This window comes from Shewanella sp. UCD-KL21, assembly GCF_001957135.1.
In the GTDB taxonomy this organism is placed as follows: domain Bacteria; phylum Pseudomonadota; class Gammaproteobacteria; order Enterobacterales; family Shewanellaceae; genus Shewanella.
Window position 1 is genome coordinate 272,828 of record NZ_MPHK01000001.1, and the last position, 21,611, is coordinate 294,438.

At 40.6% G+C, this 21,611-nt stretch carries 18 protein-coding genes and 1 tRNA gene; 14 read left to right on the plus strand and 5 right to left on the minus strand.

From position 1 onward, the window contains the following. Positions 1-132: 132 nt before the first annotated feature. The 7 genes from BM739_RS01160 (at position 133) to BM739_RS01185 (ending at position 7,047) form a co-directional block, all read left to right on the plus strand. A complete protein-coding gene (locus BM739_RS01160) occupies positions 133-2,193 on the plus strand; it encodes a S9 family peptidase (protein ID WP_076536435.1) in 2,061 nt (686 codons plus the stop codon). Positions 2,194-2,792: 599 nt separating this feature from the next. Next, entirely contained in the window at positions 2,793-3,425 is a 633-nt protein-coding gene (locus BM739_RS01165) for a YchE family NAAT transporter (RefSeq protein WP_076536769.1), read from the plus strand. A gap of 248 nt (positions 3,426-3,673) precedes the next feature. Then, positions 3,674-3,761, plus strand: a tRNA-Ser gene (locus BM739_RS01170). Positions 3,762-4,125: 364 nt separating this feature from the next. Beyond that, positions 4,126-4,248, plus strand: a complete 123-nt coding sequence (locus tag BM739_RS20615) for a hypothetical protein (RefSeq protein WP_303046080.1) — start codon at positions 4,126-4,128, stop codon at positions 4,246-4,248. Between the two features lie 87 nt (positions 4,249-4,335). After that, positions 4,336-4,743: a DUF3465 domain-containing protein gene (locus BM739_RS01175; RefSeq protein ID WP_076536437.1), complete on the plus strand. Its 408-nt coding sequence runs from the start codon at positions 4,336-4,338 to the stop codon at positions 4,741-4,743. Between the two features lie 42 nt (positions 4,744-4,785). After that, positions 4,786-5,007 (plus strand): hypothetical protein, encoded by a 222-nt coding sequence (locus tag BM739_RS01180; RefSeq protein ID WP_076536439.1) that lies wholly within the window; start codon positions 4,786-4,788, stop codon positions 5,005-5,007. Between the two features lie 462 nt (positions 5,008-5,469). Beyond that, on the plus strand, positions 5,470-7,047 hold the full coding sequence (locus tag BM739_RS01185) for a BCCT family transporter (RefSeq protein WP_076536441.1): 1,578 nt from the start codon (positions 5,470-5,472) through the stop codon (positions 7,045-7,047). 97 nt (positions 7,048-7,144) lie between these two features. Here BM739_RS01185 and BM739_RS01190 read toward each other — a convergent pair whose 3' ends face one another. The 3 genes from BM739_RS01190 to BM739_RS01200 all read right to left on the minus strand — a co-directional run bounded on the left by BM739_RS01190 (position 7,145) and on the right by BM739_RS01200 (position 10,475). After that, entirely contained in the window at positions 7,145-7,861 is a 717-nt protein-coding gene (locus tag BM739_RS01190) for a 3'-5' exonuclease (RefSeq protein ID WP_076536443.1), read from the minus strand. 3 nt (positions 7,862-7,864) lie between these two features. Further along, on the minus strand, positions 7,865-9,748 hold the full coding sequence (locus tag BM739_RS01195) for a DUF294 nucleotidyltransferase-like domain-containing protein (RefSeq protein ID WP_076536445.1): 1,884 nt from the start codon (positions 9,746-9,748) through the stop codon (positions 7,865-7,867). A 436-nt stretch (positions 9,749-10,184) separates the two neighbouring features. Next, positions 10,185-10,475 carry a diacylglycerol kinase family protein gene (locus BM739_RS01200; protein ID WP_076536447.1) on the minus strand — a complete coding sequence of 97 codons (291 nt, stop codon included), beginning with the start codon at positions 10,473-10,475 and terminating at the stop codon, positions 10,185-10,187. Positions 10,476-10,701: 226 nt separating this feature from the next. Here BM739_RS01200 and BM739_RS01205 point away from each other — a divergent pair, with 226 nt between their 5' ends. From BM739_RS01205 to BM739_RS01225, 5 genes are all read left to right on the plus strand, one after another. Then, positions 10,702-12,477 (plus strand): DUF885 domain-containing protein, encoded by a 1,776-nt coding sequence (locus tag BM739_RS01205; protein WP_076536771.1) that lies wholly within the window; start codon positions 10,702-10,704, stop codon positions 12,475-12,477. 206 nt (positions 12,478-12,683) lie between these two features. Further along, entirely contained in the window at positions 12,684-13,448 is a 765-nt protein-coding gene (locus BM739_RS01210) for a response regulator transcription factor (RefSeq protein WP_076536449.1), read from the plus strand. A 230-nt stretch (positions 13,449-13,678) separates the two neighbouring features. Continuing rightward, positions 13,679-14,809: a M14-type cytosolic carboxypeptidase gene (locus BM739_RS01215; RefSeq protein WP_076536451.1), complete on the plus strand. Its 1,131-nt coding sequence runs from the start codon at positions 13,679-13,681 to the stop codon at positions 14,807-14,809. Between the two features lie 8 nt (positions 14,810-14,817). Further along, positions 14,818-15,135: a zinc ribbon domain-containing protein gene (locus BM739_RS01220; protein WP_076536453.1), complete on the plus strand. Its 318-nt coding sequence runs from the start codon at positions 14,818-14,820 to the stop codon at positions 15,133-15,135. Beyond that, a complete protein-coding gene (locus BM739_RS01225; protein WP_076536455.1) occupies positions 15,132-15,413 on the plus strand; it encodes a YeaC family protein in 282 nt (93 codons plus the stop codon). Before BM739_RS01220 ends, BM739_RS01225 begins: the two co-directional genes overlap by 4 nt. 102 nt (positions 15,414-15,515) lie before the next feature. Here the strand turns inward: BM739_RS01225 and ansA are convergent, their stop codons facing one another. Both ansA and sppA read right to left on the minus strand, forming a co-directional pair. Next, positions 15,516-16,526: an asparaginase gene (gene ansA, locus BM739_RS01230; protein ID WP_076536457.1), complete on the minus strand. Its 1,011-nt coding sequence runs from the start codon at positions 16,524-16,526 to the stop codon at positions 15,516-15,518. Between the two features lie 162 nt (positions 16,527-16,688). Then, complete coding sequence (gene sppA, locus BM739_RS01235) at positions 16,689-18,530, minus strand: signal peptide peptidase SppA (protein ID WP_076536459.1); 1,842 nt, start codon at positions 18,528-18,530, stop codon at positions 16,689-16,691. Between the two features lie 163 nt (positions 18,531-18,693). Here sppA and BM739_RS01240 point away from each other — a divergent pair, with 163 nt between their 5' ends. Next, positions 18,694-20,709 (plus strand): FAD-dependent oxidoreductase, encoded by a 2,016-nt coding sequence (locus BM739_RS01240; protein WP_076536461.1) that lies wholly within the window; start codon positions 18,694-18,696, stop codon positions 20,707-20,709. A gap of 148 nt (positions 20,710-20,857) precedes the next feature. After that, a complete protein-coding gene (locus BM739_RS01245; RefSeq protein ID WP_076536463.1) occupies positions 20,858-21,523 on the plus strand; it encodes an SDR family oxidoreductase in 666 nt (221 codons plus the stop codon). Positions 21,524-21,611 lie beyond the last annotated feature (88 nt).

The window sequence follows — 21,611 nt, forward strand, 5'->3', positions numbered from 1 at the left end:
ACAGTGTAGCTTCAGTCTGTAAACTGTTTAATAACAGCATTCATTGATTAATTATTTTGCTGTGATGTTAGACCATAAAAAATAACACAGGCATTGGTAACACAACAAAAATTAAAAAGAGAACTTCATCAAATGAAAAAATCGTCACTTTTACTCGCTATTGCAACGGCAGGCTTTGCCTTGTCAGTACAAGCAGCAGAGCCCGCTAAAACCCCGTTTAATGTTCAACAACTTGTAAAGCTGAATAAGCTTCATTCTGCAGCTGTATCCAATGATGGCAGCAAGTTAGTATATGCCGTTAAGTTAATTGACGAGCAGGGCGACAGTAGCTCAGATTTATATTTATTGGATCTGAGTGATAAAAATGCCAAGCCAGTTCAAATTACCTCACATAAAGGCACTGAACATGACGTGACTTTTAGTGTTGATGGTAAATCAATTTACTTCTTAGCTGCGCGCAATGGTTCAAGCCAATTGTTTAACTTGCCACTTACCGGTGGTGAAGCAATGCAAGTGACTGACTTACCATTGGATATCAATGGCTATAAGTTATCAAATGACGGTAAACAAGTGGTCATGAACATGCGGGTGTTTCCTGACTGTAAAGACTTAGCTTGTACGGTTGAGCGTATTGAGGCTGAAGAAAACAAAAAGACCACGGGTCGTGAATACAAACAACTCATGGTTCGCCATTGGGATACATGGGAAGATCATGCCCGTAACCATTTGTTTGTTGGTCAGCTAAATGGCAAGCCAGTAACAGATGTTGTTGATGTTACTCAAGGTTTAGATACTGAAACCCCGCCAAAGCCTTTTTCAGGCATGGAAGAGGTGACTTTTACCGCAGATGGTAAACACATTGTTTATAGCGCCAAAGCCCCAAGCAAAGATCAAGCATGGACGACCAACTATGATCTATGGAAAGTGTCTGTTGCTGGTGGCACGGCTGAAAACCTAACCCCTGATAACAAAGCGTGGGATGCACAGCCGACTTATTCTAAAGATGGCCGTCAACTGGCTTATCTTGCGATGAGTAAGCCTGGTTTTGAAGCTGACCGTTACCGCATTATGTTACGTGACACAGTCACAGGCGCTGAAAAAGAAGTGGCGCCTTTATGGGATCGCAGTCCAAGTTCACTGACTTTCAGTGATGATGGCCGCACGCTTTATGTAACAGCCCAAGATGTAGGTCAAGTAAGCATCTTTGAAGTTAACACTCAGTTTGGTGATGTGCGTCCTATTTACAATGATGGCAGCAACAACCTTGTCGCAGTGACAGAGTCAGGGCTTATTTTCAGCAACAAATCATTAGTTGAGCCGGGCGATTTATATAAAATTAGCCTTGAAGGTGAAAACCTTACTCGCTTAACCAATGTTAATGAAGACAAATTAGCTGAAATTCAGTTTGGTGAGTTCCAGCAGTTTAACTTCAAAGGTTGGAACAACGAGACGGTACACGGTTACTGGATTAAACCTGCTAATTATGAAGCCGGTAAAAAATACCCAATCGCTTATTTAGTTCACGGTGGCCCGCAAGGTTCATTTGGTAACTCATTCAGTGGTCGCTGGAATGCTCAGCTTTGGGCAGGCGCGGGCTACGGTGTGGTTATGGTCGACTTCCATGGTTCAACCGGTTATGGACAAGCCTTTACTGACTCAATCACGCAAGATTGGGGCGGTAAGCCACTTGAAGATTTACAAAAAGGCTTAGCGGCTGTTGGTCAGCAACAAAAGTGGCTAGATACTGATAATGCTTGTGCATTAGGTGGCTCATATGGCGGCTACATGATGAACTGGATCCAAGGTAATTGGAGCGATGGCTTTAAGTGTCTTGTAAACCACGCTGGTCTATTTGATATGCGTAGCATGTACCACGTCACTGAAGAACTTTGGTTCCCTGAGTATGAATTTGGTGGCACTTACACTGAAAATAAAGAACTATACGAGAAGTTTAATCCAGTTAACTATGTAGAAAACTGGAACACGCCCATGTTAGTGATTCACGGTGAGAAAGACTACCGCGTGCCTTATGGTCAAGGACTAGCGGCATTTACTTACATGCAACGTAACGATATTCCATCAGAGCTATTAATGTTCCCTGATGAGAACCATTGGATCTTAAATCAAGATAATCTACAACAATGGTACAAAAACGTACTAGGTTGGATGGATCGCTGGACTGAAAACAAATAGTTTTCGCTTAAGCAAACAAAAAAGAGATGCTATTTAGCATCTCTTTTTTTATGGGCTTTAAAAATAAAATAGCCTGATATTGGGAATTTATCAGCTAGATAGCATCGTGGTTGGTTTTATCGACTATATTGAGTTCAGGAGTAGGGTACTTTTGACCCGTTTTAGTCATGCATAAAAGATAGGCTAACCTTCTTCGTGAACCAGTGATTTTACGGTGACCGTTTTTATGACTGATTCTATTACGTTTAACCATAGTGACCTCTATCTACTTAATATAGGGTTTTAGGCGCATTAAGTAGCTAACATTCAATAATGGTGTTTATTGTATCAAAAAAATGCTTACTGATGACTTTTAGCAGCCATTTTTATTGATTTACGTCATTAAATTTCATTTATGTCGTTAGCAGTAGTTGTAAGCATTGAACTTTGTTAGTTGGCTCCGAAAGCTATGGTGGTAAACGCTAATTAAGGCTCAGATTAGATTTATTATTACCTAGGTCAAACTTGCTAAAAAATCTCATTTGTAAAATGGCCAAAAAGCAGTAGAGTTGCGCGATTATTTTTTTGACCACAAAACCATTGATATAGAGGGTAAGCTCGTGGATTTAATGCTTTACGTTAAGTTTTTCTTAGGATTGATAGCAATTATCAACCCTGTGGGCTTATTGCCTGTGTTTGTGACCTTAACCAGTCACCAAACTGAGGTAGAACGTAACCATACAGGTAAAGTTGCCAACTTTGCCGTGGTGATTATTTTGCTGACCACGATTTTTATTGGAGAGCATATTTTAAATATGTTCAGTATCTCTTTATCAGCCTTTAGAATTGCCGGTGGCAGTTTGATTGCCATCATTGCAATGTCGATGCTGCAGGGTAAATTGAGCCAAGTGAAACGTAACCAAGAAGAAGATCGCGAAGCATCAGGCATGGACTCGGTTGCAGTTGTGCCGCTTGCATTGCCCTTAATGGCAGGCCCTGGTGCCATTAGTTCTGTTATCGTATTTTCTTCTACTAATAACTCATTAGTGGACATGATTGGTATGTCTATCACCGTGATCATTTTTGGTTTAATGAGTTTTGGACTGTTCAGAATGGCGCCGATTATTTTTAAGGTACTCGGTACTACAGGCATTAACGTCATCACACGTTTAATGGGTCTGTTAATGCTTTCAATTGGTATTGAAGTGATAGCTGCCGGTATTAAAGGTTTATTCCCAACGCTAATGAGTTAGCTTATAAGCTAATAACGCGCTTTATTTAATCAATCGAGCGACGGAATTGCTCGATTTGAACAGCAAACGTTCAAGAGTTTGTAAAACATCGATTTCTGCTTGACCTGATATACGCATTTGCGTAAAGTACCGCTCGTTCTACATCGTAAGGTTTTTCATAATTACCTTATATTCAATAGTGTTAGCTTATAGCAGTATAGATAAATAGAACCGTGCCACTCACACGTTAAAATGACTGCAACAAATAAGGTGACGTGTCCGAGTGGCTGAAGGAGCACGCCTGGAAAGTGTGTAAAGGGCAACCTTTCGAGAGTTCGAATCTCTCCGTCACCGCCAAATTTCCCAGCTTTACTTACTTTATAAATTCCCGCAATTATTAATATAATCCCACTTTTTGTAAGTGTTTAGTATTGATTACGCATCAGTAATTAGTCATAACTATAAAACGCTCTGCATAAAACTCTCTGCATAAAAACTTTGCATAAAAACTTTGCAAGCCTCAATCCGTAATTCTGCAGCTATATTTAGCCTCATTGCAGTTATTTATACCATTGTAAGTCGGCACTCATTCAAGTGATATAGCCACTATGTATGTTAATATTTTGTTGTTTTGACTCAGTGGTTTAGCTAAACTAATTTTTCTTTCAATTTTTTTGCGACGTTAAATGGATTTAGGTATTTAATTAAAGGGGATTTTTATATGTTCGCACAAATTTTTATCGTTTTTGTAGGCTTAGCCAGTTTGGTTTTAGGTATACAAGATGGTGACTATTTATGGGCTGATGATGTTTACTGCTTCGGTTGTAACACTCTATTGCCTTAAGACGGGTAAGGTATTTGGCGGTGATAAAAACACCAAATAAACTATTTAGGTGAAGGATCAAAGCAAATACTTTTGAGGTTCAAAATGATGAAATGGCTATTTACTGGGCTAATAACTGGTTTATTGCTAATAACCAGTATGTTTGTTTTACCCGTCTGGGCAAATGATACTGTCATTCAGCGCGCTTATGAGTCGAAAAACGGTGATGTTCAGGTCAACGGCAGTGGTCGAGTGGTTCATATTCTCGCTGATGATAATCAAGGCTCAAGGCATCAAAAATTCATTCTAAAACTCAATAGTGGCTTAACCTTGCTGGTAGCCCACAATATAGATTTAGCCCCGAGAGTTTCAAATTTGCGTGTTGGTGACTATGTTGAGTTTTATGGTGAATATGAATGGAGTAAGAAAGGCGGGGTGATCCATTGGACCCATGCCGATCCTGCAGGGCGACACGCCGAAGGCTGGTTAAAGCATGATGGTACAACCTATAAATAATTAATGTTTTTTAGTTTTATTAGATCAACAAGGAAGTTTTAAATGAATATTAGTATCACCAACAGAAATCTACTACTGCATATCTTAATCAAAGGTGTTTTTCTTTGGGGGATCTCAACGGCGATTTTATTCCAGTTGATTATGTACTTAACAGGAGAAGAACAGTTTTTTGATGGCATAGTGCTATCTTTAATTACTTTTCCTATTGGTGGTATTTTTTATGGTTATTTCACTTGGCGATTGCAGCATAAAGCTAAAAAGTAACTTCTCTTCTCTTCTTTTCACTTAGCTTATAGATAGTTCATCGATGTGAAATATCAATTATGCAGAGAATAGCCATCTAGGAACAAGATGGCTCACTCTTACAAAAGTGATCTTTTTACAGTTCGCCATAATCGCACTTTAAGTTATTGATTGATTTAGCGTTGGCCGAGCAGCCCTTTGAAAGCAATCTGTTGATAATGTTATTCCGCTTATCAGTCCTCATCCCCCCCCTAAAAGCAGAAATTTAAATGCTTGAGCATTTATGCGCTAAAGTTAACTAGACTTTAAACTTAGTTGCTAATCCGACTAAAAGCCTTACTAGACCGTTATACAAGAACGTTTAACTCATAGTGTGTTAGGTCACATCTAAGGCAATTTCTGACACTTTAGTCAGCAAGTTGCCGTTAAATAAAGTAAAATAACCTTTCATGTACTAATGAAGTTTGTTCTAAATGAGGATTAATGAATAGCAATAACGATAAATATAGTATAGACAACACCGATTACACAGTCGGACAAGATAACATTCAAAAGTGGGGCTTTGACGTCCACAACCCTGTTTTTGGGATCAGTGCTTCCTTAATTGGACTCTTCTTAATAGCCATTCTCTTGGTTGATCCTGAAACATCTAAATCTGTATTAGACGGTATTAAATGGAAGATCATTGGTACTTTTGATGGCCTATTTATGTGGTCTGCCAATCTGTTTGTGTTGTTTTGTTTGGCAATGATCATTTCTCCATTTGGTAAAATTCGCTTAGGCGGTGATGAAGCCAAAGCCGATTACTCAATGATGTCTTGGATAGCAATGTTGTTTGCTGCAGGAATGGGTATTGGTTTAATGTTTTGGGGGGTTGCTGAGCCAGTCGCTTATTTCACTGGCTGGTATGAAACACCACTCAATGTCGAACCAAACACACCTGAAGCCGCTAAGCTCGCTTTAGGCGCTACCATGTTCCATTGGGGCCTGCACCCGTGGGCTATTTATGGCGTAGTGTCATTATCATTAGCTTTCTTTGCCTACAACAAAGGCTTACCGCTTTCTATGCGTTCAGTTTTTTACCCAATATTGGGCGATAGAACTTGGGGCTGGCCAGGCCACGTTGTTGATATTTTGGCGGTACTTGCCACTCTGTTTGGTTTGGCGACATCCCTTGGCCTTGGGGCGCAACAAGCTGCCAGTGGTTTTCACCATGTATTTGGTATGGATAATGGCTTAATGCTGCAAGTTGGCATTATCGCGATAGTGACGTTAATAGCTGTGGTTTCAGTGGTTCGCGGTATTGATGGTGGTGTTAAAGTTATCAGTAATGTCAATATGTTACTGGCTCTGGCATTGATGCTATTTGTTATTTTGGTGAGTTTTGCGGTTTCTATGGGCACCATTCCCATGACCGTAATGGGCTACATTGAAAATATCATTCCTTTAAGTAACCCTATGGGCCGTGATGACGAAGCTTGGATGCATGGTTGGACTGTTTTCTATTGGTCTTGGTGGATTTCGTGGTCACCATTTGTTGGGATGTTTATTGCGCGTATTTCTCGCGGCCGTACTATTCGTGAATTTATGATGGCTGTATTGATTGTACCAACCATAGTGACAACCTTATGGATGTCAGTATTTGGTGGCGTTGCGATTGATCAAGTGGTTAACCAGATAGGCACCTTAGGTGAGAAAGGCTTAACAGAAGTACCGCTAGCCATGTTTGAAATGTTTGATGCATTACCAATGGGCAACATTTTATCGCTACTTGCGATTGTTTTGGTTTTGGTGTTCTTTGTTACTTCATCGGATTCTGGTTCACTGGTGATTGATAGCATCACATCAGGCGGTAAAGTGGATGCACCCGTTCCTCAGCGTGTATTCTGGGCCTTTATTGAAGGTGCGATTGCTGCGGGTCTACTTTGGGTTGGTGGCACACAAGCCATTGAAGCCTTGCAGGCTGGCGCGATTTCAACGGCGTTACCATTTACCATTATTTTATTGGTGATGTGTGTCAGTTTGATTATGGGTCTGCGAACTGAAAAAAGGCCACGGTAAATAGCTATTTAATCAGCTAAGCTTAAACCTAAACCTAAATCTAAACCAAAGCCCAGTTTCACTTGTTACCACACAAGTGAAACTGGGCTTTTTAGATCTATACCCATAGCTTTTTAATCGGTGTGTCTGGGCTAAAGTGGTAGTGAATTTGAGCTTGCAGTAACTCAGCGGTTGCAATGGCATCGGTTAATGCATCATGGGGCGGATAGGTGGGTAGGTTGTATCGGCTGCGACTATTAGCAAGTCGAATCGATGCTGGGCGAGTGTTTCTCAGCCAATCTAAAAAACTTCTTGGTTTTGCTTGCTGAATATTAGCTTCGAGCTGCATGGTATCAACCACTGGAAATACAATGCCTTCGTTTATTACGCTACGAAGTGCCGCGTCTAGAAAGTCTCGTTCTATTCTGCGGTAATGCACCACCACAATTTTACCTGCCAACTCATCTAATAGTTGTTCTAAAATTCGCAGTAAATCAGGTGCGCCTTTTAAGTCAGAATGGGTAATACCGTGGATGATGATGGAGTCTTCTTTGAGTTTATCTTCTGGTGAGATAAACCAATGTTTCGCCTTTCGACAGGCGATGCGATCTAAGGTAAACGGCACCAAACCTATACTGATAATGCTGTTTTGATTGGCATCTAAGCCGGTTGTTTCGAAATCTACAGCGACAAACTCAATATCTTTCAGTTTGATTTCTTCATGGTAAGTACTGGCATTATAGAATTTTTTTAATCGGCTATCTTTACTTTCTTGGGCTTTGATTTGCAAAAAAGCTTTCCAGTTTAAAATTTCTTGGTTGGTAAAAAGTCGCATTGATTATCCTTGCATGCTGCTAGCACTGTAGCGGAACTTTAAAAAGTTTTGCGCACTGCTTAGTACCAAAAACGCATCTTTTAAATTTCGTCTTTCGAAATCAGACATGTTTTCTGGTTCGATATTATTATCGGGTTCTTGATCCGATTGAATATCTAATGCTTGATGGCGAATGCGAACTAAAGAGATAAATTCCATTGCATGCTGTAAATCTTTACCCTTTGACGGCGGTAAAATTCCGGCTTCGATAATGTCTTCTAAGCGATCAAATGAATTTTGCGATTGTGAGCCAATGGCAAGGGCGTGGACACGGATAAGGTCTGCCAATGGCGCGGTGCCACGGCGCTTTAAATTAATCGAGTTGTTATGGCGACCGTCTTTTTCCATTACAAAGTCTTTAAAAAAGCCCAGTGGTGGGGTGCGATTAATAGCATTTCTCGCAAGGCAGGCTAAAAAGCGATTATTCTTTTTGGCTTTTCTGAGTATAAAGGCGTTGAGCTGTTCTGCCCATTTGGGTCTACCGTATACCCCATAAAGATCAAAAAAGATCGAGCAATTTAATAGTGCTTGAGGCTTTGGATTATCAATCCAGTCGGCAAAACACTCCTCCCATTGGGATTGGGTTTTTCGGTACTCTGGATTCGTTGCCATAATGTCACCAGTACAATAGGTGTAGCCACAGGCAGCTAAGCCATCACAGACATAGGTGGCCAATTGTTTAAAGTATTCACCATGAACTGATTCTTGATATTGATTATCTAAAATAATCGCATTATCTTGATCCGTTACAATAAGTTGCTCATCACGAGCCATTGAGCCTAATGCCAAAAAACAATAGGGCACGGGTGGCGGACCTAATTTTTCTTCAGCCAATTCCAGTAGACGCTGCTTAAAACTTCTACCAATTTCAGACATAGCGCGACCCACCATGTGTGAGTTTGCATCTTCGTTGACCATACGCACAAAGCAATCTTTTAGCTGATGTGACAAGATAATTAAATCATCAATACTGTTTTGCTGAAAAATACTGCTAACAATCAATAAGCTGTTTTGGGATTCATAGCGAATAATGTCACTGACTTCAATTAAACCAATCGGTTGTTTGTTTTTCAATATTGGTAAGTGATGAACGTTATACCTCAGCATCAGTAGCATGGCTTCAAAAATATAGGCGTTATGATCTAAAGAAATAAGCTCGGTGGACATGACCTCAACAACTTGGGTTTCCACATCTAACCCCTGGGCGAGAACTTTTGCACACAGATCTCGCTCAGTGATGATGCCCACAAAGCTATTACCACCTTCATCGCCAAGATTAGGGTCATTAATAATGGCTGCTGATACATGCTCTTCAGACATGGTTTTAGCCACGTTTTGAATGGTGGTAGTAACGGGCAGCATCACAGGATCGCGACTCAGTAGCGTTTTAACCTTTGACGTTGTGAGTGAGTTAGCATCGTCGCTATTGTCTTCAACGGCTTGCTGTAAGCGGATACTGCCTTCAACTTCAACAAAATCAGCAAAGGAATCATAACGCTCACAAAAGCTTTCGAAGATACTTTCCGGGATGCAATACAGAAGAGAGTCTTTCAGGGATTTGGCAGGTAAGCGTACTTTGTTGTTGGTTAATAACCCCATTTGACCGAACAAGCCGCCTTGATCAAGGCGGTTATACAGCTCACCTGAACGTCGGTAAACTTCCACCACACCACTGCGGATCATATAGAGGTCGTGTATTTTATCATTAAAATCAATGATCATACTGTTAGCACGACTATAGGAAATCTCGACACTTTGTGATACTTCGATTAATGCCTCTTCTGGCAATTGATCAAAAGGTGGGTACTGGCGGATGAAGTTACGAATTTCAAGTAGCTCGACTTCCATTATTCGCTCGATATTAGGGGGATTTGAATAGATGTTAACTAGTATATGGCATATATAGGTGATCTGCAGCTTGGTGGGTCGCAGACTGGCATCAAGATCCAACTATTTTCATGGTTTTAAAAGAATTAGTGTGAAATATCATCAATCTTTTATTAAGGCTAGCCAAAGCGGCTGACTGTACATTGCATGATTTTATTCAGCGGTAAATTAGTAGCTTAATAACGCATATGACTATTTTTGCTAAATGGTTTACAACTTTAAGTTAGTTTTCCGCCGCAATAGGCTTCGATTGGAGATTACACCAGCCATTAGAAGCGCAATGCCTTGATTGATGTTTAGGCTTTTGTACTGCCAGTTTACTTGCCATTTACGGCAAGAGTTAAAGCTTCGGTTATAGTACGAGGTATTGTACAAGCTGTACCTAAAGGGAGTACGGCTATTTCAGGTAAAGTGTTAAGTTATTAGCTTGCTGATTATCAGGGGCTTGTTGCAGCTGCATTAGGGCTGTTACTGCTTCATTTAGTGAGCCATCGCCACCACCGATAATGATACGACAACAATTACTTTGTATCGACTCTGTGATTAATCGAAGCATGTCAGCGCTTTCCCAGGTCACTTTAACTGCAATATCAAAGCCTTTTTTTCTTAATGCATAAACGGCCGTTCTAATTTCAGGGATACCAGCCTTTTTACCATTAAGTATCAGGCACAATTTTCTCACTGTCATAATGGGTCCTTTAATGATTAAGAATGGGTTTGATAAGCAGCTAATTAACAATTAACTGAGTAAAAAGTTGTCACAAAACATGTCCATGTAATGATAACTACTGAAATAATGTTAGCTTCATGATTTACTAAAGCGATAATTTTTAACAGTCATTTAAATTAACAATTAGTAAAAATAATAATAACAATGAGTAAGCATTAAACAAGGAGTTTAGGTTATGAAAATAATAAAAAAAGCATCAATTTCACTGGCTGTGACATTGGGGTTAACGAGCTTGATGGGCTGCAATACCCATTCTACAGAAACTGCTCAGCTGCCAGCCGTTTCTGAGCAAAAAATTAACCAAAACTTTAGTCAATTTTCTGATTCATTTATCGATGCGTTATGGCAATGGTCACCGACTTGGGCCTTGTATAGCGGTAAGCATGTTAATGATGGCTATTTAGAGATACCAAATGAAGACGCACGGGTTAACACCTTGGCCTTTGTGCAGAGTCAGCAAGCTAAATTAATGGCGTTTGATAAAACGAGTCTGACAGCCAATGAGCTAATTGATTATGAATTGATCTCAAATTTATTAGGTCAAATTCACTGGGAGCAACAGCGCTTTAAGTCATGGCAGTGGAATCCTGCTCAATATAATGTAGCGGGTGGCTTTGCACAGATTATCAATGAAGACTTTGCGCCCCTTGATGAGCGTTTACAGTCCGTTGTTGCACGCCTTGAAAATGTGCCAGCCTATTATCAAGCGGCGCAAGCTAATATTAGCAATCCAACCATTGAACATACCCAATTAGCCATCATGCAAAATAAAGGCGCATTTTCGGTACTGTCAGACAAACTAGTTGAACAAGTTAATCAGTCAGGGTTAACCGCAGCAGATAAAGCTTTATTTAGCACGCGCTTTGATGCCGCGGTGAATGCCATTAACCAGCATATTGAATGGTTAACTGAGCTTGAGGCACAACTTGAGCAACAGGGCGGGCGAAGTTTCCGTATTGGTGAAACTTTATATGAAGAGAAGTTTGCCCTTGATATTCAAGCAGGCATGTCAGCTAAAGCCTTGTATGAAAAAGCGGTGGCAGATAAAAACCGTGTACAAAAAGAGATGGCTAAGATTACCAATGACATTTGGTCAAAATACATTGATACCCCAAAGCCTGCAAATGACAACCAAGCCATTAAGCAATTGATTGATGTGTTATCGGTTAAGCATGTTAAACGTGAAGACTTTGTCGATGAAGTCAGAGCGCAAATTCCTGAGTTGGTGAAGTTCGTTAACGATAAGCAATTAATGACTTTAGATCCATCTAAGCCGTTGGTGGTGCGCGAAACACCTGAATATATGCGCGGCTTTGCTGGCGCATCGATCAGTGCACCTGGGCCATACGAAAAATCAGCTAACACCTATTATAACGTGACACCACTTGATGCCATGGATGATGCGTCGGCTGAAAGTTACCTGCGAGAATATAACCATTGGATCCTGCAAGTTTTAAATATCCATGAAGCCATACCGGGGCATTACACTCAATTGGTTTACTCAAACGAATCACCAAGCTTAGTAAAAAGCTTATTTGGTAATGGCGCTATGGTTGAAGGTTGGGCGGTATACACCGAGCGCATGATGCTAGAAGAGGGCTACGGTAATTTTGAACCTGAAATGTGGCTAATGTACTACAAGTGGAACTTAAGGGTCATTGCCAACACTATTTTAGATTACAGCATTCAGGTTAACGGCATGACAGAAGAACAAGCCATTGAGTTAATGACTAACGAGGCGTTCCAGCAGCAAGCTGAAGCTGAAGGAAAGTGGCGCAGGGCAACATTAAGCCAAGTGCAATTAACCAGTTACTATTCTGGCTATCGTGAAATTTATGATTTACGTGAAGAACTAAAACAAACACAGGGTGAAGACTTCGATTTGAAGAACTTCCATGAGCAATTTTTAAGTTATGGCAGTGCACCAGTAAAATATATTAAGCAATTAATGGTTAACTAATCATGGCAATAGGCCATCATTGCAAGTTGCTTTATTAAGCAAATTTGCATTAGTAATACCTAAAAAAGGCCTGAATTATCAGGTCTTTTTCAATTTTTGTGACCCAGATTCAACAACCGTGCAGAAGCTTTACACTCCACATGTAGTATTTTGATCATGACAGTGCTAATCTAAGTAGTAATAGTTATCATTTAGATTAAGTCGTCATGAAAAAGATCCTCCTCATTGACCAGCAGCTAAAAAAAAGCTTGCCCTTATGTCAGCAATTACAACTTTTAGGCTATGTTATTACCATTGTTGATAACGGCTTTAATGCCTTAGTTGCAATGGAAAGTAATCAGTTTGAAGTGATTTTACTGGACTCTTCAGTACCGCAAATGGATGCTTTTTGGTTACTCATGGGTAAGCATTGTCAAACACCCGTGATTGTTATTACCAACAATGCCAGTGTCGATGAACGTATTGCTGCATTTGAACTGGGCGCTGATGATTATTTACCTGAGCCTATTAATGTGAAAGAACTTTTACTGCGTGTGAATGTGCTTAATCGACGCACAACAAAGCAAACTCACGATTCAATGACTCATATTGCCAATATTGATTTTGCTGTTATCGAATCACAGTTAACCAGTGGACAAATAAAGCAAACTACCGAAAAACAACATATTGAACAAAGCGCCAATGTGGAGTTTGATGATGACATTAACGCGGTAACATTTAATGGGCAGCAATTAAATCTTACTCAAACAGAGTATCGTTTGTTCAAATATTTGTACCAGCGTAAAGGGGAAATTGTCACAAAATCAGAATTGCAAATGCGGGTATTGCATAAAGAGTTAGGCGAGTTTGACCGTAACCTTGATATGCACATTAGTAATACCCGTAGAAAAATGGCCAAAGAAAGTCTACCAAGAGAACTCATCAATACGGTTAGAGGTAAGGGCTATTGCTTTAGTCCATTATTTAGCTAACCTCATTTAACGTGTCCGTTAACAGGTAGCTTATGTGATCCAACATGGGCTTTTTATTGTATAGGTATCGATAACCCTCATCTGCAGAAAATTAAGCCACCATATTGAAAAGATGTAGAGCACAATTGAACAGATGTAGAGCAGATGCTGTGGATTTGATTTTATTGCGTAACGGCTTTTGATAAGATGCAGGGATAACGTCGATTATAACCTTACATAAAGGAAGTCCTATGCGTATTAGCGCGAATTTTGATGGCGGCAACATTGAGACCATTAGTTTAGACAAGCACGATGACATTCAACTCGCCATTAGACCTGATGAAGGTGGAGAGTTTTACCAATGGTTTAACTTCCGTATGGAAGGTCAAATTGGTCAAACTTACACATTGAATATCGTTAACGCAGGCAGTGCTTCTTACCCGAAAGGTTGGGAAAATTATCAAGCCGTTGCCAGTTACGATCGCCAGCATTGGTTCCGATTACCGACAACATATCAAGATGGTAAATTATCAATCCAAGTTGATTTAGATTGCGATGCCATTCAAATTGCTTACTTTGCGCCTTACAGTTACGAACGTCACCTAGATCTGATCAGCTCAGTACAACTTCACCCATCGGTTAAATTAGAAAATTTAGGTTTAACCCTTGATGGTCGTGATATGAGCCTGCTCACTATTGGCGATAACGATCCTTCAAAGAAAAACATTTGGATTACCGCAAGGCAGCATCCCGGCGAGACCATGGCTGAATGGTTAATTGAAGGCCTGCTAAACCAATTACTAGACAGTGATTGTCCAACCTCGAAACTGTTATTGGATAAAGCTAATTTCTATATCGTGCCTAATATGAATCCAGACGGCAGTGTCCGCGGTCATTTACGTACTAACGCTGCGGGCGTGAACCTTAACCGCGAATGGCAAAGCCCAAGTTTAGAGAAAAGCCCAGAAGTCTTTTATGTGACCAATAAAATGAAAGAGACTGGGGTTGATTTGTTTTACGATGTCCACGGTGATGAAGGTCTGCCTTATGTGTTTGTCGCAGGTTGTGAAGGGGCGCCAAATTACACTGAGCATATGGCTGGATTACAACAGCAATTCTTAGCTGCGCTGAGTATGGCCAGTGCAGATTTTCAAACAGAGTTTGGTTACGACAAAGATGAACCCGGTAAAGCGAATTTGACTGTAGGTTCTAACTGGGTCGGCAACACATTTAAATGTTTAGCTAATACCTTAGAAATGCCATTTAAAGATAATGACAACTTAGCCGATCCTGTGGTTGGTTGGTCACCGGCGCGCTGTGAATATTTAGGTGAAGCATCATTAGTTGCGATGTTGGCCGTGGTTGATAATTTAACAGAATAGGCAGTTTTATGGCGTTAATCGAATGTCCTGTGTGTCAAAAGCGAATTTCGAGCAAAGCAAAACAGTGCCAATACTGTAAGGCTTCTGCTGATGGCGATAGTGATTCAAAAAGAACAATTTCACACATTCAGAAGTCTAATAAATTGATGAATCAAATGATGTTGTTTCTAACGCTATTTATTGCAGGTGCTGTATATGGTTTTTGGGGCGGTGAAGTTGCCACAGGAACGGATGCATATATTGCAGGTAGTTGTTTTGCTTTTGGCTTTGTAGGCTACATTATTACTCGAGTCAGAAGTCTAATACATAAGCGGAAAAGTGTATGAATGATATCAATAAAGTCATAGATGAAATGCCTGATGAGGTTTATCAGCGTTTACGCGCAGCGGCAGAAACCGGTAAATGGGAAGATGGTACTGCGCTATCTAGCGAGCAAAAAGAGTCAACCTTACAAGTTGTGATGTTGTATCAAGCGCGTAAGTTAACTCAAACTGATCACTTTACTATTGCTGCTGGTGGCGAGATAAACGAGCTGTCTAAATCACAGTTAAAAAAACAATTTCGCGGTGAAGCTATCGCAGAATTTAAAGAGCCAGAACTATAAACTGATTTTTAGTTAGCTTTTGTGAATTTATTTCAGCAAAAAGCCGCATCTCAGATGCGGCTTTTTATTGTCTAAAGTAGTTAAATGCTTGTATTCAAGCTTTTACTCAGTTAGCTCACCTAGCAAGTCTTGCTGCATTGCAATTTTGACTTCATTTGAGGTTAAATTTTTTGATAGCAAATAATGTAATTTAGCCAATGCTGCTTCAATAGTCATATCTGAGCCGCTGATCACTCCAGCTTTGGCTAATGCATTACCGGTCGCATAACCCCCCATGTTGACTTTCCCTTGAAAACACTGGGTTAGATTAACAATCACAATGCCACGTTCATCAGCTTGTTTAAGGGTATCTAATAAGGCTTTATCTTGAGGCGCATTGCCAACACCAAAAGTCAGTAAGATTAATGCTTTAACTGGCTGCATTAAGATGTTGTTAAAAATCTCAGTAGATATACCTGGGTATAAGGTTATTACGCCTACAGGTTGCGGGCTGATATTAATCACCTCTAAGGGCTTAGTGGTGGGCTCGGTGATCTTACCTGCACGTAAATTAATTTTAATCCCAGCTTCTAACAAAATAGGAAAGTTAGGTGACGCGAAAGCATCAAAACCATCAGCATGGGCTTTGGTTGAGCGATTGCCCCTAAACAACTTATTGTTAAAGAACAAACACACTTCAGCGACGGGATAATTCGCCGCAATATACAGTGAATTAAGCAGGTTAGTTTGCCCATCTGATCGCAGCTGAGCTAACGGGATTTGCGAGCCGGTTACGATAACAGGCTTGGATAGCCCTTGTAACATGAATGACAAGGCAGAAGCCGTGTATGCCATGGTGTCAGTGCCATGCAAGATCACAAAACCGTCATAGTTATGGTAATTGGCTTTGATGTCATTGGCAATGCGCTGCCAATCAGGTGGTGCCATGTTTGAAGAATCAATCAATGGTGAATATTCATTAATGACAAAGGTTGGCATTTCTTCATGGTAAAACTCCGGCATGGACTTTACACAATCAGTTAAAAATCCTGCCACAGGTGCAAAGCCATCGTCGGTTTTGCGCATACCAATCGTACCGCCAGTATAGGCAACGTATATGGAGCGTTTTGTCATTGTAATGAACTCTCAACCACTTAAATTATATAATCTGCAAATTATACGGCTTGAGCTGAATAAAACCCAATAAAAAAGCCCGATTAACGGGCTTTTTTGAAGATAATTCAATTTGATCTTATTCTGACTTCATGCCTAACAAGATTAAACAATCGCAATAGCTTAGTAATCGCAGAGTTCGCAATACATGTATAGGCCATTGGGATCATCAAACTGAGTCATTTGTTCAACCACAGTGCGCCATTGACCCATAAATTGTTCAACCATAGGTGATTGTGTGGTTGCTACAGGTAAATATGTTGCAGCAGATGCGAGCATTTTTTGCATGAAGATTTGCTCAGTTGTGAGCTCTTGCTCGATGACTTTAGTATCAAACTTTACCATTTCAGCCATTTCAGCCGCTTTAGTAATGGCGCTATCCATATCGCCAAGCTCGTCAACCAATCCAAGTTCAACAGCGCGGGTACCTGACCAAACACGACCTTGGGCAATGCGGTCTACTTGCTCTAACGTCATATCACGCTCGTTGGCGACTAACGAAATAAACTCATGATAGCCATGCTCAATATGACGTTGTATAACAGCAGAAATATTGGGGTTTAACTCACGGCTCGCCGAAATGCCAGCCCAATCAGAGGTCGAAACACCATCTGAGTTTATGCCCCAATTGGACAAGGCTTTTTCAAAGGTGGCAAACATGCCAAAGATCCCGATAGAACCGGTAAGGGTAGTTGGAGTGGCATAAATATAGTCAGCACTTGCTGAAATCCAATAACCGCCAGATGCCGCTAGGCTACCCATACTGACCACCACAGGTTTACCAGCCTGTTTTAGTGCAATGACTTCTTGTCTGATCTTTTCAGAAGCAAATGCACTACCACCAGGGCTGTCAACACGTAGCACCACTGCTTTAACTTTGTCATCAAAGCGGGCTTTCTTTAATAGTGCTGAAGTGCTTTCGCCACCAATTTGCCCAGCTTGTTGTTTACCATTGAGGATATTCCCCTTGGCAACCACAATGCCGACAGATTCTTGCTCTATTAGAGAAGGAATTGGCTGAACTAAATGAAAATATTTAGCAAAAGATATTTGCTTGTATGAATCGCCATCAGCTTCTTGTCCGACAGTTTTAAGCATGGCGAGTCTAAATGCCTCATCGGAGACTAATTCATCGACCCAATTCATTTTTAGCGCTAATTGAGCAGAGTCACCGTTAACACTATCAAGTTCTGCTAGATAGCTTTGCGGGCTTAATACGATATTTTCAGTCGTAATTTGACGGTTAGTGGCAATGGTTGTTTCAAAGTTTTGCCATAAGTCAGTAAGCAGGGCATTGCTGGCTTCTTTAGCCGGCGCTGACATATCATCACGGATAAAGGGTTCGACCGCTGATTTAAAGGTGCCGACTCTAAATACATGGGTGCTGATGTTCATTTTCTCAAGCGCGGTTTTAAAGAACATACGGTAGCTGCTAAGGCCTTCAAGTGACACAGCACCTTTATGGTTGAGATAAATGGTATTCGCATAACTTGCGAGGAAGTATTGATTTTGCTCGTATGAATTGCCAATAGCAACCACGGTTTTACCCGCTTCTTTAAACTTGTTTAAGGCATCACCAATGGCGGTCATTTTACTGATCCCACCACTACGTAAATTGCCCATTTTCAATACGATGCTATTAATACGTTTGTCATGAGTGGCATTTTCAATGACGTAAAGAATGTCAGCTAAAAGTATTTCTGCTTCAGGATCATCAGTGTTACTTTGTTTAAATATCGCTTCAATCGGATCAACATGACGTTTTTGCTCCACAATGCTGCCAGACAGGTTTAAGACTAAGGCAGATTGATCTTCAATGGTGATTTCTTCTTCAGATGTCATAGCCACAATGATCATGGCAATGATGCCGAAGAAAATGATATTGAGGATTAATTTACGAATACCGTTAATGGTTTTCCAAATAAATCCCAAGAATCTCTTAATTAATGAGGGTTTAGCGGACATTAGCCACTCCTTTAACATTCTAATGCTGCAATGCTAACTGATCTTGAGTGATTTGGGGAAATTGAATTGTAACGTTTTTTAACAATAGCAACGCTAAATGATTGAGCTTATGATTATGTCGTTGTATGCTGGTTTAAATCACTTGTTTAAAAAGGATGTTTGAATGTCTTTTCCACATTTATTAGAACCCTTAGATTTAGGCTTTACTCAACTTAAAAATCGAGTATTGATGGGCTCAATGCACACGGGCTTAGAAGAAGAAAAGGGCGGATTTGAGAAACTAGCTGCATTTTACAAAGAGCGTGCCGAAGGTGGCTGTGGCTTAATCGTCACAGGTGGTATTGCGCCAAATTTCAGAGGTCGCTTAGCGCCTCATGCTTGCCAATTGAGTTTTCCTTGGCAAGTGAGTAAACATAAAATTGTCACCGATGCAGTACATGATGCTGATGGTAAAATCTGTATGCAAATATTGCATGCTGGCCGATATAGCTATCATCCGTTTTCTTTAGCACCAAGCAAAATAAAATCACCCATTACCCCTTTTACGCCTTCAGAAATGTCTGCAAGACAGGTGCGCAATACCATTAAAGACTATGCCTCAAGTGCCTCTCTGGCTAAAAAAGCCGGCTATGACGGCGTGGAAGTCATGGGTTCTGAAGGGTATTTAATCAACCAGTTCATTAGTTCACGTACCAATAAACGCGATGATGAGTGGGGTGGTGACTTTGCTCAACGTGCCAAATTCCCTGTAGAAATTGTCAATGCGATACGTGCCAAAGTAGGAACTGATTTCATTATTATCTTCAGACTTTCTATGCTTGATTTAGTCGACAACGGCTCAAGTTGGGATGAAGTGGTGCAACTGGCTAAATGGCTTGAAAGTGCTGGTGTTAGTATTATTAACACCGGTATTGGTTGGCATGAGGCGCGTGTGCCTACTATTGCGACCAGTGTCCCCCGTGGTGCATTTTCATGGGTAACCGAGAAACTTAAAGCTGAAGTAAACGTACCATTAATTGCTACTAACCGTATTAATACCCCAGAAATTGGTGAATCAATTATCGCATCGGGCCAGGCTGACATGGTGTCAATGGCGCGACCTTTCTTAGCTGATGCTGAGTTTGTTAATAAAGCGGCTGCGGATCAAAGTGAATTAATCAATACTTGCATCGGTTGTAACCAAGCCTGTTTAGATCATACCTTCTCGATGAAACGTGCCACTTGTTTAGTTAACCCGCGTGCATGTTATGAAACTGAGATTAATTTCACACCAACTACGGGCAAAAAACGCTTAGCGGTTATGGGCGCTGGCCCTGCAGGGATGGCGTTTTCTGTTTATGCTGCCTCTCGCGGTCATGAAGTGGTATTGTTTGAAGCTAAAAATGAAGTTGGTGGTCAATTTAACTTAGCACGCAAAATTCCTGGCAAAGAAGAGTTTAACGAAACCATTCGTTATTTCAAAAATCAGATGGAGCTACACAATGTTGACTTACGTCTAAACACTCGTTTAGATGCAGCGGTATTAGCTACTGAAAAGTTTGATGAAGTGATTATTGCATCAGGTGTTATTCCTCGAGGCCTATCCTTACCCGGTTTTGACAGTCCTAAAGTGGTTGATTATCAAAAAGTGTTAAGTGGTGAAGTTGAGATTGGCGATAAAGTCGCGTTAATCGGTGCTGGCGGTATTGGTTTTGATATGGCGCACTTCTTGTGTGAGAAAGAGTCATCAACCTTGCAGCCTGATAAATGGCTAAAGCAATGGGGTATCGATAAAACCTATGAGCATGCTGGCGGTTTAACTGAAGAAGCTGATCATAACCCGAGTCGTGATGTGTATTTACTGCAACGTAAAACCACTAAAATGGGTAAAGGCTTAGGTAAAACTACCGGCTGGATCCATCGTAGCGTATTAAAGCAACATCAAGTAAATATGAAAACCGGTGTTAGTTATGAAAAATTTGACCACCAAGGTTTACATATTAAAGTCGGTGAACAATCAGAAATTCTCGATGTCGATAACGTAGTGTTATGTGCAGGCCAAGAATCTAACCGCACTTTAGTCGATGAAATGAAGGCAACAGGCTTGCCTGTTCATTTAATTGGTGGTGTCGATGTTGCTGCTGAATTAGATGCTAAACGAGCTATTAGACAAGGCGCTGAACTGGCCATGGCGATTTAAGCCTAAGGTTTGTATCAATTAAAAACCTAGCAATTTGCTAGGTTTTTTTGTTTACTGATAACATTCAATATCTGTGTTAAATATCAATACTAGGATTACGTATGGAGTCTATTTCTCCATGCGGAGCTCAGCATTTAAGGATTCTCCTATGTCAAAAAACGTTGTTATTACCGGTGCAAACCGAGGTATTGGTTTAGCACTCGCGAAACTATTTAAGCAGCAAGGTGATAAAGTCTTTGGTTTATGCCGTCATACGTCAGATGAACTCGATGATTTGGGTATCAATGTGATAACGCAAATCGATGTGGCTACCGATGAAGGTATTCATAATATGAAAACGTCACTTGCAGGTGTTGTGATAGATGTACTTGTATGTAATGCAGGTATTTTACGTGATGAGCAGCTAGCTCATTTGAATATCGATACCATCCGCCAACAATTTGAAGTTAACGCACTCGCGCCGCTGCGTATTGTTGCCGCGCTGCAATCACAACTTAATGTTGGCGGTAAAGTTGCCATGATTACCTCAAGAATGGGCTCTATCGAAGATAATACTTCCGGTGGCCGTTATGGTTATCGCATGTCAAAGGCTGCTTTAAATGCAGCATCAATGTCATTAAGTCATGACTTAGCTTCTAAAGAGATAGCAGTAGGAATTTACCATCCTGGTTATGTACAAACCGACATGGTTAATTATGGCGGGGATATTTCAGCAACCGAATCAGCTGCGCGTATAGTAGGTTTAATTGCACAACTTGATATGAGTCAGTCCGGCGTCTTTAGGCATTCAAATGGTCAAGTTTTACCTTGGTAAAATAAAAGACGAAACATTACCACTGATTATTACAGCTCACCATTGGTGATACTAAGCGCGATGAAATTTCATCGCGCTTTTTTATTTA